14 protein-coding genes are annotated in these 13,473 nt (G+C 63.3%); 6 read left to right on the forward strand and 8 right to left on the reverse strand.

Annotated features, from left to right (window positions below; translation table 11 throughout):
* The first annotated feature begins 27 nt into the window (after positions 1-27).
* Together ACKWRH_RS34780 and feoB are read left to right on the forward strand one after the other, a co-directional pair.
* Positions 28-303 carry a FeoA family protein gene (locus ACKWRH_RS34780; RefSeq protein WP_014493043.1) on the forward strand — a complete coding sequence of 92 codons (276 nt, stop codon included), beginning with the start codon at positions 28-30 and terminating at the stop codon, positions 301-303.
* 23 nt (positions 304-326) lie between these two features.
* Positions 327-2,198, forward strand: a complete 1,872-nt coding sequence (gene feoB, locus ACKWRH_RS34785) for a ferrous iron transporter B (RefSeq protein WP_445217199.1) — start codon at positions 327-329, stop codon at positions 2,196-2,198.
* 182 nt (positions 2,199-2,380) lie between these two features.
* On the opposite strand, the gene ACKWRH_RS34790 is transcribed toward feoB, so the two are convergent.
* From ACKWRH_RS34790 to ACKWRH_RS34800, 3 genes are all read right to left on the reverse strand, one after another.
* Complete coding sequence (locus ACKWRH_RS34790; protein WP_445217200.1) at positions 2,381-2,671, reverse strand: DUF3551 domain-containing protein; 291 nt, start codon at positions 2,669-2,671, stop codon at positions 2,381-2,383.
* 710 nt (positions 2,672-3,381) lie between these two features.
* Complete coding sequence (locus ACKWRH_RS34795; protein ID WP_445217201.1) at positions 3,382-4,137, reverse strand: outer membrane protein; 756 nt, start codon at positions 4,135-4,137, stop codon at positions 3,382-3,384.
* A 164-nt stretch (positions 4,138-4,301) separates the two neighbouring features.
* Positions 4,302-4,568 carry a hypothetical protein gene (locus ACKWRH_RS34800; RefSeq protein ID WP_445222529.1) on the reverse strand — a complete coding sequence of 89 codons (267 nt, stop codon included), beginning with the start codon at positions 4,566-4,568 and terminating at the stop codon, positions 4,302-4,304.
* A gap of 333 nt (positions 4,569-4,901) precedes the next feature.
* On the opposite strand from ACKWRH_RS34800, the gene ACKWRH_RS34805 reads away from it, so the two are divergent.
* The 3 genes from ACKWRH_RS34805 (at position 4,902) to ACKWRH_RS34815 (ending at position 8,678) form a co-directional block, all read left to right on the forward strand.
* Entirely contained in the window at positions 4,902-6,416 is a 1,515-nt protein-coding gene (locus ACKWRH_RS34805; protein ID WP_445217202.1) for an ATPase domain-containing protein, read from the forward strand.
* Positions 6,413-8,119: an ATP-binding protein gene (locus ACKWRH_RS34810; RefSeq protein ID WP_445217203.1), complete on the forward strand. Its 1,707-nt coding sequence runs from the start codon at positions 6,413-6,415 to the stop codon at positions 8,117-8,119. Before ACKWRH_RS34805 ends, ACKWRH_RS34810 begins: the two co-directional genes overlap by 4 nt.
* 64 nt (positions 8,120-8,183) lie before the next feature.
* Complete coding sequence (locus ACKWRH_RS34815) at positions 8,184-8,678, forward strand: GNAT family N-acetyltransferase (RefSeq protein ID WP_445222530.1); 495 nt, start codon at positions 8,184-8,186, stop codon at positions 8,676-8,678.
* A gap of 12 nt (positions 8,679-8,690) precedes the next feature.
* On the opposite strand, the gene ACKWRH_RS34820 is transcribed toward ACKWRH_RS34815, so the two are convergent.
* From ACKWRH_RS34820 to ACKWRH_RS34830, 3 genes are all read right to left on the reverse strand, one after another.
* The gene (locus tag ACKWRH_RS34820; RefSeq protein WP_445217204.1) at positions 8,691-9,176 is read right to left on the reverse strand and encodes a YkgB family protein; all 486 of its coding nucleotides are present in this window, start codon (positions 9,174-9,176) and stop codon (positions 8,691-8,693) included.
* A gap of 200 nt (positions 9,177-9,376) precedes the next feature.
* Complete coding sequence (locus ACKWRH_RS34825) at positions 9,377-9,748, reverse strand: cupin domain-containing protein (RefSeq protein WP_445217205.1); 372 nt, start codon at positions 9,746-9,748, stop codon at positions 9,377-9,379.
* Positions 9,749-9,994: 246 nt separating this feature from the next.
* Positions 9,995-10,588, reverse strand: coding sequence for a TetR/AcrR family transcriptional regulator (locus ACKWRH_RS34830; protein ID WP_445217206.1), 594 nt, complete (start codon positions 10,586-10,588; stop codon positions 9,995-9,997).
* Positions 10,589-10,686: 98 nt separating this feature from the next.
* Between ACKWRH_RS34830 and ACKWRH_RS34835 the strand changes: the two genes are divergently transcribed.
* A complete protein-coding gene (locus ACKWRH_RS34835) occupies positions 10,687-11,424 on the forward strand; it encodes a 3-oxoacyl-ACP reductase family protein (RefSeq protein WP_445222531.1) in 738 nt (245 codons plus the stop codon).
* A gap of 660 nt (positions 11,425-12,084) precedes the next feature.
* On the opposite strand, the gene ACKWRH_RS34840 is transcribed toward ACKWRH_RS34835, so the two are convergent.
* Entirely contained in the window at positions 12,085-12,330 is a 246-nt protein-coding gene (locus ACKWRH_RS34840; protein WP_445217207.1) for a hypothetical protein, read from the reverse strand.
* A gap of 20 nt (positions 12,331-12,350) precedes the next feature.
* The gene (locus ACKWRH_RS34845; RefSeq protein ID WP_445217208.1) at positions 12,351-13,469 is read right to left on the reverse strand and encodes a DUF2336 domain-containing protein; all 1,119 of its coding nucleotides are present in this window, start codon (positions 13,467-13,469) and stop codon (positions 12,351-12,353) included.
* Positions 13,470-13,473 lie beyond the last annotated feature (4 nt).

Raw genomic sequence — 13,473 nt, forward strand, 5'->3', positions numbered from 1 at the left:
CAATGCCCTGCGTTGAAAATACAGGGCATGACCGACACCAATGACACGCGTTCGCGGATGCCGCTGGGCCTGGCCCAGCGCGGCTATATCGGCGTCATCCAACACCTTTCCGCCGGGGATGCGGGCTCGGCGCTCTCGGACATCGAGCTCGAGAGCCGGCTGATCGAGCTCGGCTTCGTCGAGGGCGCCCGGGTCGAGGTCCTGCACGAGGGCCTGGTCGGGCGCGACCCGATCGCCGTCCGTGTCGACAACATCACGATCGCGGTCCGCCGTCGTGAAGCCATGGCCATCATTGTCGCTTAGATCGCGACCGGAAATCTGATCCCATGGAAGCTCCTCTCCTGCATCTCGCCCTGGTGGGCACGCCGAACAGCGGCAAGACGTCGCTGTTCAACGCGCTGACCGGAAGCCGACAGAAGGTCGCGAACTATCCGGGCGTCACCGTCGAGCGCAAGGAAGGCTTCTTCGTCACGCCCCTGGGACGCCAGGTCTCGGTGGTCGACCTGCCCGGCACCTACTCGCTGCGCGGCCGCAGCCCGGACGAGGAGATCACCCGCGACTTCGTGCTCGGCAAGGCGTCCGGCGAGACCGTGCCCGACCTCGTGCTGTGCGTGGCCGACTCGACCAATCTGCGCCTGACCATCCGCCTGCTGCTGGAGCTGAAGCGCACCGGCCGGCCGATGATCCTCGTGCTCAACATGTTCGACATAGCGAGCCGCCGCGGCATCACCGTCGACGTGGAGCGGCTCGCCAAGGAGCTCGGCGTGCCCGTGGTCACCTCGATCGCGGTGCGCAAGAGCGGCACGGCCGATCTGTTGGCGCTGACGGACGAGATCTCGGCGAAACTCGCCGCGGAGCCGCGGGAGAACAGCTGGCGCGCGCTCAGCGTCGCCGAGCTGCGCGCCACCCAGCGCGAGGCCGATCGCATCATCGCCGACTGCGTCAGCCTGCCTGCTAGACCCGACACCTGGACCGCGCGGATCGATGCTGTGGTGCTCCATCCCGTCGGCGGCCTGATCGTGCTCGCGGCTATCCTGTTCGTGATGTTCCAGGCGGTGTTCGCCTGGGCGCAGCCGCTGATGGACCTGCTCAACAACGGCTTCGACGCGCTCGGCGAATTCGTGCACGCCACCCTGCCCGCCGGCCTGCTGCAGAGCTTCCTTCAGAACGGCGTGATATCAGGCGTCGGCAGCGTCATCGTATTCCTGCCGCAGATCATCATCATCTTCCTGTTCATCCTGCTGCTGGAAGACTTCGGCTACATGGCGCGCGCCGCGTTCCTGATGGACCGCATCATGGGCGGCGCGGGGCTACACGGCCGCGCCTTCATCCCGCTGCTGTCGAGCTTTGCCTGCGCCATTCCCGGCATCATGGCGACGCGCGTGATCGACAACAAGCGCGACCGGCTGACCACGATCCTGATCGCGCCGCTGATGACCTGCTCGGCGCGCATTCCCGTCTACACGCTGATCATCTCCGCCTTCATTCCGGCCAGGGACGTCTGGGGCTTCATCAACCTCCAGGGCCTCGTGATGTTCGGCCTCTACGCCGCCGGCATCACCAGCGCGCTGTTCGTCTCGTTCCTGATCAAATTCTTCATGCTGCGCGACTATGCGCCGGCGCCGTTCATGCTTGAGCTGCCGGACTACAAGATGCCGCGGCTGAAATCGATCGCGATCGGCGTCTACACGCGGGCCAAGATGTTTTTGCACCGCGCCGGCACCACGATCTTCTCGATGATGGTGCTGATCTGGTTTCTGGCCTCGTTCCCGCAGCCGCCCGCGGGCGCCACCGAACCCGCGATCGACTTCAGCCTGGCCGCGATCATCGGCAAGGCGCTCGAGCCCCTGCTCGCCCCCGTCGGCTTCAACTGGCAGATCGCGGTCGCGCTGATCCCGGGCATGGCGGCGCGCGAGGTCGCGGTCGCAGCCCTCGGCACCGTCTACGCGATCGAAGGCGGCAAGGAAGCCGCCGAGCAGATCGGCCAGGTGCTGGCGACGAAATGGTCGCTCGCGACCGCGCTGTCGATGCTGGCCTGGTACATCTTCGCCCCGCAATGCGCCTCCACGCTGGCCGTGATCCGGCGCGAGACCGGAAGCTGGGCCTGGATGGCCGTGACCTTCTTCTACATGCTGGTGCTGGCCTATGCGGCGAGCCTCCTGACCTACAATGTCGCGGTCGCACTCGGCGCGGGATAAGGCCCCCTCAAACCAAAACTGCGAAAACAACCCCATGCACAGCAGACGGGGTTCGTGAAATCAAGGGGTTACGCGCGTGTGCGAAAATCGCCCGCGCGACGGGCTGCGCGCGAGTTGCACCGTCGGGCAAAACACTGGCAGAATGGCATCGTCGAAGAATTGTCGGACCAGCGACAACGATCCTAGCGCGGATACCACTGCCCCCGAGGGGCACGCTGCTGCGCGAAGGCGTAGGTCGGATTGACGCCGCAATAGGCTTGAATCCCTGAAGCGGTTGCCATGCACTGCTCATAGGTCGCGAATTGGCAATTGCCCGGGTATCCCCAGATCCGCCCCTGCAAGCAGTAGAGGTCATACGGACCGCTCGGGGCGACATAGCCATGGCGATACTGGCGTTCGGCCGCGGACGAGATCGAGGCCGCCGACACCAGAATTGAGCTAACCGCTAGAATTGCGAGAAGCAGGCGAGTCATCTTCATCTCCTGATTTAAGTTTTGTCGGTTGCTGCGCGCCAACCTGCCTTCTTGCTGCGAACATCAACACAATTGGGCGCGCACGGTCCCGACCAAAGTCAACAGATCAAAAGCGGGCGGCGCGAGGCCGCCTTCGATTCGCTGATCCTATCTCTTGCTTCGGCCTTGTCGATTGAAAGCATTGAGGCTGCACACTCGGATGCGGCAACCGCCGCAGTCAGTCGTTTTGCATCCATATTCGCCTCCATAAGCTGGTGAAATCCAGCCATCGAAGCATGGAAACCGCGCGGACAATCACGTTGCGCTAGATCAAGGCGGCGCATCGTGACGCGCCAAATCCTGCATGTCCGTTGGTACAACGAACCTTAGAGCGATAGTCACCCGCCGCTTTCAAACAAGCTCGACATCACGAACAAGAGCCGCGCGATACTGTCCCCGTGTCAGCCTACGCTCCGCGACTGACAAGCCCGATCGCCATGAGATTGAGGAGTTGGTCCAATGCTGATGCACGCGATCTCAGCCTCCCTCCCCGCCCGCATTCTCTCAGGGAACTCGGAATGACCGCCGCCTCGAATCCGATGGTCAGCCCGAGCGAATCCACCTACAGGCGGCAGCGGAACTGACGCTGGCGGACATCCTCGCGTTTTCGGCTTCCCATGAAAGAGGCCCCGGTCGATGCCGGAGCCTGAGTTCACTGGGAGGACTTTGGATCAATAGCGCGGCGCGCCGTAACCGCCGAAACCGCCGAAGCGGTAATTCAACCGAACCGTGACCATGTCGATATCCTGGGTGACTCCGCTGCCGGTGAGGGTGAACCCACCGGGTGTGACAACGCCTGCGAAGGTGGTGTTGTCACGCCCCATCCAGAGATGGTCGTATTCGACACCGACCGACCAGTTCGGGGTGAAGCCATACTCCCAGCCGACACCCAGGGCACCGCCCCAACGCGTGTGACCTGCCGAGGCGAGGCCGACGCCTGTGACATTGTTGAAGATGTCAAAGCGATTGCGCGTCACGGCGGCGCCGCCCTTCACGTAGAGCAGTGAGGCGTTCCATGCCCAACCGAGCTGAGCCGTGAACAGCCCGATCGCATCGGTCTTGCCCGTGGTCGAGATCAACGGATCGATCAAACTGACGCGTGTGTTCTTGATCTCGGCCCAATCACCCTGGGCTTCCAGGCCGAGCACGAACTGATTGGTCTGCCAGCGATACCCGATCTGTCCACCGACGAGGCCTCCGGAGCGATCGGCGCAACCACTTGCGACGTTGCCTGCGGGCGTTATCAAATCGACGCAACCGTGGCTCTGCCCCCAGCCTCCGTTGGCGCCGATGTAGAACCCGGTCCAGTTGTAAACCGCCACCACCGGTGCCGGCGGCGGCGCCTTGACGGCCATATCGGCCGCCATGGCCGGAGCCGCCATGCTCAGCGCAGCGAAGCCGATCGGCGCGATCAAAAGCTTTTTCATCGTCTCGTCCCCTTTGCTCAAATCTCGTCCGTCAAAAATGCGAGCCCTTATGCAGACTGGCGTGCATAAGTGCTGCGAACAGCCTGAAGTCTATGCGCGAGGGGATTCCTGGCCCGTACCAAAATGGCAACACTCAAACGTCATCGCTATGCACGAGAAAGTGCTTAGTCGCTATTTGAAGTGCCGGGCGCCGCAGCGCTGTCCTGTCCGTCGGCAAGCCACGCGTTGATGCCGGACGCTGGAATGAGCCGTCTGGGAAGGTGAGGATTGATCGTGCCCGCAAAAACAGCGAGGCCTTCGTCGAGTTTTGCGCGCGCGAACAGCTTTGCGTCGTGCTCCGTCACAAACGTCCTTGTCTCGCGAGGACTCCGTTGTCTCGGCAGCATACCCCGCTTTTGCACTTCAAAGGTGACGTACCAGGTCGGGATCATCGCACACATCAGCTTCTCACGAACCACACAGAGGCGGTTGTGATGCGGCCATGATCCCGGCGCTTGATTCAGATCAAGTCGCTACTTGACGAGTTGATGCGGCGATTGAAACGTTGGGCTCCGGCCCGCGACCTGCTCCATCCTGCGAGTGACGATGCGATACCGTCTTCGACCTGGATCGGCGTCGTGATGCGGGTCAGACCATCCCTAAGAGCAGGGAACCCCGCGCCGATCTGAGAGTTCCTCCCCCAAGGCCTTTCGGCTTAACCGAGTGCGAGCCTTGGAGCTTGCGCAGGGGCGATGGCGCCCTTTTCGAAGCGTCAAGGGGGATCAATGAGAAGTCCATCCAGCACTGTTGCAGACAGTGCGCCCCGAGAGGTGTCCAGAATATCGACCGGCAGCGCCGGCTTGGATGACATCCTGGGAGGCGGATTCGACGCCAACCGGATGTATCTCTACGAGGGGCGGCCCGGCACGGGCAAGACCACCATCGCGCTCCAGTTCCTGCTGAGAGGGGTGCGGGACGGAGAGCGCGTGCTCTACGTTTCGCTGTCCGAAACCAAGCACGAGCTGGACCTCGTGGCGCAGCGGCACGGCTGGTCGCTGGACGGCATCGACATCTTCGAACTGGTCCCGCCGGAGACGACGCTCGATCCGGAACGCGAGCTCACGGTGTTTCATCCCGCCGAGATGGAGCTGAGCGAAACGACAAACCTTGTTTTCAAGGAGGTCGAGCGGATCAATCCCACCCGCGTCGTGCTCGACAGCCTGTCCGAGTTGCGCCTGCTTGCCCAGAACCCGCTTCGCTACAGGCGGCAGGTACTGGCGCTGAAACATTTCTTCACCAACCGCAATTGCACGGTGGTCCTGCTCGACGATCTCTCGTCATCTCAGGACGATCTGCAGCTCCATTCCATTGCGCACGGCGTGGTGATGCTCGAACAGCTCGCGATCGACTACGGCGCCGAGCGGCGCCGGCTCCGCGTGATCAAGATGCGCGGCATCAGGTTTCGCGGCGGGTACCACGATTTCACGATCGAGCAAGGCGGCTTGCGGATATTCCCCCGCCTGGTGGCGGCCGAGCATCACAAGACCTTCGTCGGCGAGTTCACCCCCAGCGGCAACGCCGAGCTCGACCAGCTCCTGGGAGGCGGCCTCGAGCGCGGCACCAATGCGCTGCTGATCGGCGCCGCCGGCGTGGGCAAATCATCGGTTGCGCTCACCTATGCCATCGCGGCGGCCGAACGTGGCGAGCACGCGGTGTTCTTCGCGTTCGATGAAGGCCGCGGCACGGTCGAGGCGCGCGCCCGGACACTCGGCCTGCACCTGCAAGAACACGTCGATTCGGGACATGTCCGGTTTCAGCAGATCGATCCCGCCGAGCTGTCGCCGGGTGAGTTCGCCGCAAACGTGCGAAAGAGCGTCGAGGCCGACAATGCCCGCCTCGTCATCATTGACAGCCTGAACGGCTATCTGGCCGCGATGCCGGACGAGCGATTTCTCATCCTGCAGATGCACGAACTCCTGAGCTACCTGGGGCAGCAGGGTGTGCTGACCATCCTGGTCCTCGCCCAGCACGGCCTCGTCGGTCCGATGGATACGCCTCTCGACATAAGCTATCTCAGCGATGCGGTGCTCATGCTGCGCTATTTCGAGGTCGGCGGAACGGTGCGGCGCGCTCTGTCTGTCGTCAAGAAGCGCAGCGGCCAACACGAGCACACTATCCGCGAATTTCGGCTCAGCCGCGCCGGCATCACGCTCGGCCCGCCCCTGAAGGAGTTCAGCGGCATCTTTTCCGGCAATCCGCGTTACACCGGGTCCCCCAAGCCCGAAGGGTCGGTTGAATGAGCGCTGAGCGAGATCACCATGTTCTCGTCTTTGCTCCGATCGGGCGCGACGGACTTGCCTCCGTCGAGCTGTTCCGGAGTTCGCACCTGGAAGCGACCAGCTGCCGCAGTCTCCCCGAACTCGTCAGCGAGATGGCAGCCGGCGTCGGCGCCGTTTTCCTTGCCGAGGAAGCGCTGTTCGGGAAAGACACGTCGCCGCTTGCGCAATGGATCGAGAGCCAGCCGCCCTGGTCCGACCTGCCCTTCGTCGTCCTGACCAGCCATCGCGAGCAGCCGGCCGTCCTCGCCTGGCGCCGCAGCATTGTCGCGCTTCTCCGTAACGTTTCGCTGCTCGAGCGGCCGGTTCAGCCGATGACGCTGACCAGTGCCATTCAATCGGCCCTGCGCGCAAGGCGGCGGCAATATGAAATCCGGGCCCTGTTCGCGGCGCGCGAACAGGCGGCTCAGGAGCTCGAAACTCTGGTGGTCGAGCGCACGCGGGCCCTCGCGGAAGCCAATGAGCAATTGCGCCTGGAAATGAACGAGCGCGCGCGGGTCGAGGAGACGCTTCGGCAAGCCCAGAAGATCGAGGCCATCGGACAGCTGACCGGCGGGGTGGCGCACGACTTCAACAATCTGCTGATGGTGATCTCCGGCGGCCTCGACATGCTCGACCGCCAGACCGATCCGGCCCGTCGCCGCCGGCTCATGGACGGGATGGTCCAGGCCGCCCAGCGCGGGGCCAGCCTGACCAGGCAGCTTCTCGCGTTCTCCCGCCGGCAGACGCTCCGGCCGGAGCCCGTCGACGTCGCCTCGCAGATGGGCGGCATGCGCGAACTGCTCGATCGAAGCCTGAGAGGCGACGTCCACGTCGAGTTCGATTTTCCGGACACGCTCTGGCCGGTGGAGGTCGATCCCGGCGAGCTCGAACTCGTGATCCTCAACCTCGCCGTCAACGCCCGCGACGCCATGCCAAATGGCGGCACGATTCTCGTGCGCGGGGAAAATCTGCCGGATCTGAATGACGAGCAGATCGCCGGCGACTACGTGCGCCTGTCCGTCGTCGATACCGGTGTCGGCATGAGTCCGGAGATCCTGTCACGCGTTTTCGAACCATTCTTCACGACCAAGGAGGTCGGAAAGGGCTCGGGGCTCGGGCTAGCCCAGGTTCATGGCTTTGCGACGCAGTCACGGGGGACGGTCCGCATTCGATCGGAGGTCGGCCGAGGCACCAGCATCGAACTCTATCTGCCGCGATCGCTCAGCATTCCTTCCAGGGAGCGACAGCTGATCGACCTCAACATGGCGCGGCCGAAAAAGAGCAATCATGGCCGAATCCTTCTGGTCGAAGACGATGACGAAGTGGCCGCACTGGTGAGCGAGATGCTGGGCCAGCTCGGTTACGAGGTCACGCACGCGGCGAGTGGCGCCGCCGCGCTCGGTGCCCTCGCCGACGGCCGCGCCGTCGACCTCGTCTTTTCCGATGTCATGATGCCCGGCGGCATGAATGGGGTCGAGCTGGCGCGGGAGATCAAGCGAAGGCGAAGCGACATACCCGTGCTTCTGACCAGCGGATACTCCGAAGCCGCCGTTCACGACGCCGAATTGGCGGGTCTGCAGATTCTGCCGAAACCCTATCATATCGACGAGCTGGCCGCGGCGCTCGGCGCGGCAAAGTCAGAACCTGGGCTCGACACGGAGTCGAAGCGGTTCAGCCGACGCTGATGTCGTTCGGTGTCGCATCGTGAAAGCGATCGACGACCGGCCTCCAAAGCGGCTATCAGCCTCCATGGACCGCTTCGGCACCGACACATTGACCGCCGAGAGGCTTCGCGAAGACCACCTCGACGACCTCGTCACGCTGCATCTCGATGCCGAAGTGTCCCGCTATCTCGGCGGCGTGCGCACGCCCGAGGTGACGAAGACCTATCTCGCCGTCAACATGGCCCATTGGGACCAGCACGGCTTCGGATTGTGGGTGCTGCGCAAAGACGGATCCTTCGCCGGGCGGGCGGGGATCCGGCATATCCTCGTCGATGGCGTGGACGAAGTCGAGATTGCCTACACGTTCAAGCGCGAATTCTGGGGTCAGGGCCTCGCGAGCGAGATCGCGACGGCGCTGACCGAGATCGGGCTGACGCAACTCGAGCTGCCGTCCCTCATCGGCCTCGTCTTTGTCGGACATGGCGCATCCCGCCGCGTGCTGGAGAAGTCGAACTACGTCCTCGAGAAGAGCACGATGCATCACGGCGAAGCCGTCGTGATCTACCGCATCCGGCGGTGAGATGCTGAACGCTCATCCGGTGCGGAGCCGGACAACCGATTGCGGCAACGAAGCGACAAACAGAACGACGCAGACACACAGCAGGACGATGTCCTTGAACAGGAACTCGCCGGCCAGATTCCACGCCATCGGATCGGTTGAAAGGCTCCATGTGACGACGCCCGGCGTCGTGAAGAAGAACGACCACGTGATCGCGAAGGTCACCATGCCCATGAATGAACCCAGCGCCGACAAGACCGGACTGAAACTGCCGGCCACGAGCAGCGCCGCAATCACGAATTCGGCGACACCGAGAACATAGGCCTCTCCCCTCAGGCCGAATACCGACAGCCAGGAGATGAACGGGCTGTTGCTGATGAACTGGGCGATGCCCTGCGCTGACTGTGGTGTGAATTTCTGCATTCCAAACGATACGAATATGATCACCATGACCCAGCGGAGAATGGCGAGCGGACGATAAGAGCCTCCACCATTCTCTGCGACGTTGAATCCCATCATGCGACGATTTCTCCCCGGAGTGCGCATCCATCTGTTGGCGAACGAAGCGTCCGCTACTGGCTATTCGGAGGGGAGCGTCCGTCGTTACTTGCGCGGCGGGGTTCCACGATCACAGCTGCGTGCAACGCGCGTGTTCGCGGACGGCAAGCCATGGCTCGCAGGATGGGTAGAGCGGAGCGAAACCCATCCTGTGGGCTACTTCACGGCTCCAGCGTGTAGGAGCGGCCGGGTTCGAGCACGTAGATGGTCAGGAAACGGAGCGGACGTTCCGGATCGCAATTGCGAAACAGGGTATGTGGGAGATCCGCTCGGTCCTGCAACGTCTCGCCCGCCCGGTATTGCCGTGGCTCGTCGGTGCCATAGGCGGACTCGGCGACACCCTCGACGATGTAGATCGCGCCCGCGACGGGATGCCGGTGCAGCGGTGCGACGCCGCCCGGCGGATAGGTGACCTCGACGACCATGAGCTCCTGATGATTGCCCGGCAACGGAAGACGTTCGAGAATCTTGCGCGTGACACCGGCAAACCCTGCTTGCTGAGCGCTTGACTGACCGTAGATACGTTCGTCCATGGGGCACCTGTCTCGTCGAGGATTGAGTCGTCGCCGCCGCACCAAATCGCGGCGAATGACGATGGGATGCTGAGCGCAAGGCAACAAAATGGCCGATCTCCGGTTCATTCGGTGCCGCAGATTGCGTCGCGACGAGGCAACATCAGCTCATAAGATCGGGAGAGCGGAGCGAAACCCATCACGCCTCGACACGCTTGGACGGAACAATAGGTTTCGCTGCGCTCTACCCATCCTACTGTCGACGGACTACCGCTCGCCCGGCCACATCGCCATGGCCGCCTTCGCTACGCCTCTCAACTCCTCAGGCGTCGCGCCGTCCTTGGCCTGGATCGCCATCCCCTGGAAGACACTCAGGTAGAACCGGCTCAGCGCATCGACGTCGGTTGCGGCAGGCAGCTCGCCGCTGCCGACCGCGCCTTCGATCCGCGCGCGCAGATTGCCGAGCATGTCGAGCCGGACCTTCCTGATTGCGCGGGCAATGGTGGCCGGCCATTCGTCGCTGACGGCGCCGAGCACGGCCATGCAGCCGGCCGGCGCGGTCCGGGATTTCGGCAGGGTCTCGGTCGCCCCGATCAGCAGGTGCTCGATGCCCTCGCGCGCGGTTTTTCCGTCCGCGAGCTTGTCCCACACCGGAGGTCCCTGGGTCTGGACGTAATGCTCGATCGCAGCGAGGTAGAGCGCCTCCTTGCTTTCGAAGGCCGCATAGAGGCTCGGCGAGCGGACGCCCATGGCGTCGCAGAGGTCGTGCATCGAGGCCGCCTCGAAACCCTTGCGCCAAAACAGGAACATGGCGGCTTCGAGGGCTGCCTCTCGATCGAATTCCCGGGGTCGTCCGGCCATCTCGCCCTTTCTGTAATGATCAACACATAATTGACTTGACGCGCCCGTTCAAGACTCCACATATTCTGTGTCGATCGTTACAGAATTGGAGAGATCAAATGAATCTGGCAGGAAAACGGGCCCTGGTGACGGGCGCAAGCAGGGGTATCGGTGCCGGCATTGCAAAAGCGCTGGCCGCGGAAGGCGCCGATGTTGCAATCACTTACGAGAAGTCCGCAGACAGCGCCGCGAAGATCGTTGACGCCATCAAGGCAAGCGGGCGCAAAGCCGTGGCGATCCAGGCCGACAGCGCCGATGTCGCTGCCGTTCAGGCCTCGGTTGCCAAGACCGTCACTGAACTGGGCGGGCTCGATATTCTGGTCAACAACGCCGGAATTCTTCGGTTGGGCGGCCTCAATGACATCTCGCTGGAAGACATCGATGCGCTGCTGAACGTCAACGTGCGCTCGCCAATGATCGCGAGCAAGGCCGCACTGCCCCATCTCGGCAAAGGCGGCCGCATCATCACCATCGGCAGCTATTTCGCCGACCGCGTGCCTGCGCCGGTGCTCGGCGTGTACGCGGCGTCGAAGTCGGCGCTTGCAGCGTTCACCAAAGCGCTGGCGCGGGAGCTCGGCCCCAGGGACGTCACGGTCAATCTGGTGCAGCCGGGATCGATCGACACCGACATGAACCCGGCAAGCGGCCCGACCGCGGAGACGCTGAAACAGTTCATGGCACTGGGCCGGTATGGTGCGACGGATGACATCGCGAATGCCGTGGCATTCCTGGCGAGCGCGAAGGCAAAATACATCACCGGCTCGACCTTGACCGTCGACGGCGGCGCGAACGCCTAGAGCATGATCCGGAAAAGTGTGAAGCGGTTTTCCGAAGAGATCGTACTCAAACAAAGAGCTGAAGCGCGGTGACGATTCGACCCAATCTCATCGCGTTTGGCCGTCCCATGGCGGACGCGAATTCCGGTCGGACCGATCCGGGAATCTGGCGACATCCGGTTGCAAGGGGCCGCCCACCAAGGCGGCCTCTTGCTTGTGGTCGGCGTCAAATCAGCTGGTATAGCCTTACTTGGTGTAACCTTGGCTCGTACACCACCACATGGCGTCAGCCGAGCTCGATCCATGTTCTATGACGTATTTCCGGCACGCTTCGTAGTTGACGGCATAACGCTTGGCACACGGGACCGGGGAAATGGTGCCGCTACTCCAGGAGCATTTGTATTGGGCATTGGCTGTCGGCATTGAAAGAGTTGCGACAGCGAGCCCGACGGCGAAGAACGCGAAGGTCTTCATGGCTATCTCTCCCGAATTCAGGGATAGCGAGCGCTATCCCTGGTGGTATGATAGCACGCTTTCGCCTGCGCCTGTTCGGCGAGTGTCCGTTCGGGGTCGTGGAGGTGCCTTAAGGAAACGGCAGCGCTCAGCCATCCCGCGGGGCGAGTCGAGCGCAGCCAACCGGTCATTCGCCGGCACGCTCAGGCGCCTAGCCTGGATGGCGTCTTAGCGGAAATAACCCAGCACGAGATCGATATCCGCGCTGCCCGCCACCGTGCCGTTCAGCTCGGCGTCGATGACGCGGCGGCAGGCTGCGATTGCGGCGTGGTCGCCGAGATCGTTGGCGGCTTCCAGCACGAGCCAGGCGGCGTCGACCGACGCCTTGTCCGGTGCTCCGCCGCCGATATCGCCGGCCGGGGCCTTGTCGAGGATCTTGTTCTTGCGAATTGCGGTGCCGAATTGAGGCAACATTGCAAATACTCCCCTCTCGCTCAATGCACCTGGAGCTCGGGCTGACGGCCCGTATCGGCACCCGCGCCGGTCTTGCGCGACTGGTAGAACTTCAGAACGCTGCGCGACGTCTCGATCTTGAGCTTGCCGAACTCGCGCTCGCTGTCATGAAGCTCGCGCGCCGTGATCAGATGATCCTTGGCGCCGAGGAACAGCAGCGACATGGTCGTGTCCCACGAGAAGTCGAGCGCCTTGCACAGCACCAGAAGTATCTCGCGATTGCGGTCCATCATCGCGCGCTCGATCACGTCGACGGGAAGCGACGACAACAGCGACAGGCCGATCTGCACCTCGTCGAAACGGTGCTGGCGCGCATAGTTCGAGATCGAGTCCTGGTTGAGGTTGCCCTGGCGGTACTGCGTCGTCACCACGCGCTTGGCGACGAAATAGCTGCGCGAGGACGGACCGAACTTGGACTGGAGATCGCCGGTGACCTCGGTCACAGAGCTCTGGATCTGCGCCATCATTTCGGGCCGCTCGTGCTCGAGGCGGCGGCGGACATCTTCCGACGCCTTGGAAATGAGCTGCTGGAAGATGTGGCGCGGCACGTCCTTGCGCAGGCCGAGCTGCTCGGCGAGGATCGAGTCACCCTCGGCGCGCCGGACCATGTGCAGCAGGCCCGAGCCGGAGAAGCGCGCGCCCTCGTTCTTGGCGACGGAGGTCACGACCGCCTGGTCGCCGCGCTTGACCAGCACGTCGGTGACGGCTTCGCCGATCGACTTGCGCTGGGCGATTGCAAGCAGATGCGCCTGGCCCTTGGTCATGGCGCTCGCGACCAGCATCTTCTCGTCGATACGGCTGGAGTCGCGCAGCACCGGACCGGCCACGTCGATCTCGTCGTCGAGGGCGAGCTTTTCGATGACATTGAGCGGAGCGTGGTCGCAGGCCGACATCAGCTCGGAGAGCTGCGCCCGCGCGGCGACCTCGATCTCGTCGGCGAGCCGCCCGATGACCTCGCCGAACATGCTGATCTCGTCGTCGCTGTAGCGGCCGGTGATCAGGATGTCGGTCGCATGCCACAACGCCTTCGCCCGGCTCTCGTCGGTGCCGCGCGCGATCGCGTCGTCCAGATCCTGCAGAAGCGATTTTGCCCCGTTCATCTCG

It is taken from the genome of Bradyrhizobium sp. Pa8 (assembly GCF_052588265.1).

Coding starts and splice junctions, on each gene's coding strand:
- ACKWRH_RS34780 (WP_014493043.1), top strand. CDS start 28: ATGACCGACACCAATGACACGCGTTCGCGGATGCCGCTGGGCCTGGCC.
- feoB (WP_445217199.1), top strand. CDS start 327: ATGGAAGCTCCTCTCCTGCATCTCGCCCTGGTGGGCACGCCGAACAGC.
- ACKWRH_RS34790 (WP_445217200.1), bottom strand. CDS start 2,671: ATGACTCGCCTGCTTCTCGCAATTCTAGCGGTTAGCTCAATTCTGGTG.
- ACKWRH_RS34795 (WP_445217201.1), bottom strand. CDS start 4,137: ATGAAAAAGCTTTTGATCGCGCCGATCGGCTTCGCTGCGCTGAGCATG.
- ACKWRH_RS34800 (WP_445222529.1), bottom strand. CDS start 4,568: ATGATCCCGACCTGGTACGTCACCTTTGAAGTGCAAAAGCGGGGTATG.
- ACKWRH_RS34805 (WP_445217202.1), top strand. CDS start 4,902: ATGAGAAGTCCATCCAGCACTGTTGCAGACAGTGCGCCCCGAGAGGTG.
- ACKWRH_RS34810 (WP_445217203.1), top strand. CDS start 6,413: ATGAGCGCTGAGCGAGATCACCATGTTCTCGTCTTTGCTCCGATCGGG.
- ACKWRH_RS34815 (WP_445222530.1), top strand. CDS start 8,184: ATGGACCGCTTCGGCACCGACACATTGACCGCCGAGAGGCTTCGCGAA.
- ACKWRH_RS34820 (WP_445217204.1), bottom strand. CDS start 9,176: ATGATGGGATTCAACGTCGCAGAGAATGGTGGAGGCTCTTATCGTCCG.
- ACKWRH_RS34825 (WP_445217205.1), bottom strand. CDS start 9,748: ATGGACGAACGTATCTACGGTCAGTCAAGCGCTCAGCAAGCAGGGTTT.
- ACKWRH_RS34830 (WP_445217206.1), bottom strand. CDS start 10,588: ATGGCCGGACGACCCCGGGAATTCGATCGAGAGGCAGCCCTCGAAGCC.
- ACKWRH_RS34835 (WP_445222531.1), top strand. CDS start 10,687: ATGAATCTGGCAGGAAAACGGGCCCTGGTGACGGGCGCAAGCAGGGGT.
- ACKWRH_RS34840 (WP_445217207.1), bottom strand. CDS start 12,330: ATGTTGCCTCAATTCGGCACCGCAATTCGCAAGAACAAGATCCTCGAC.
- ACKWRH_RS34845 (WP_445217208.1), bottom strand. CDS start 13,469: ATGAACGGGGCAAAATCGCTTCTGCAGGATCTGGACGACGCGATCGCG.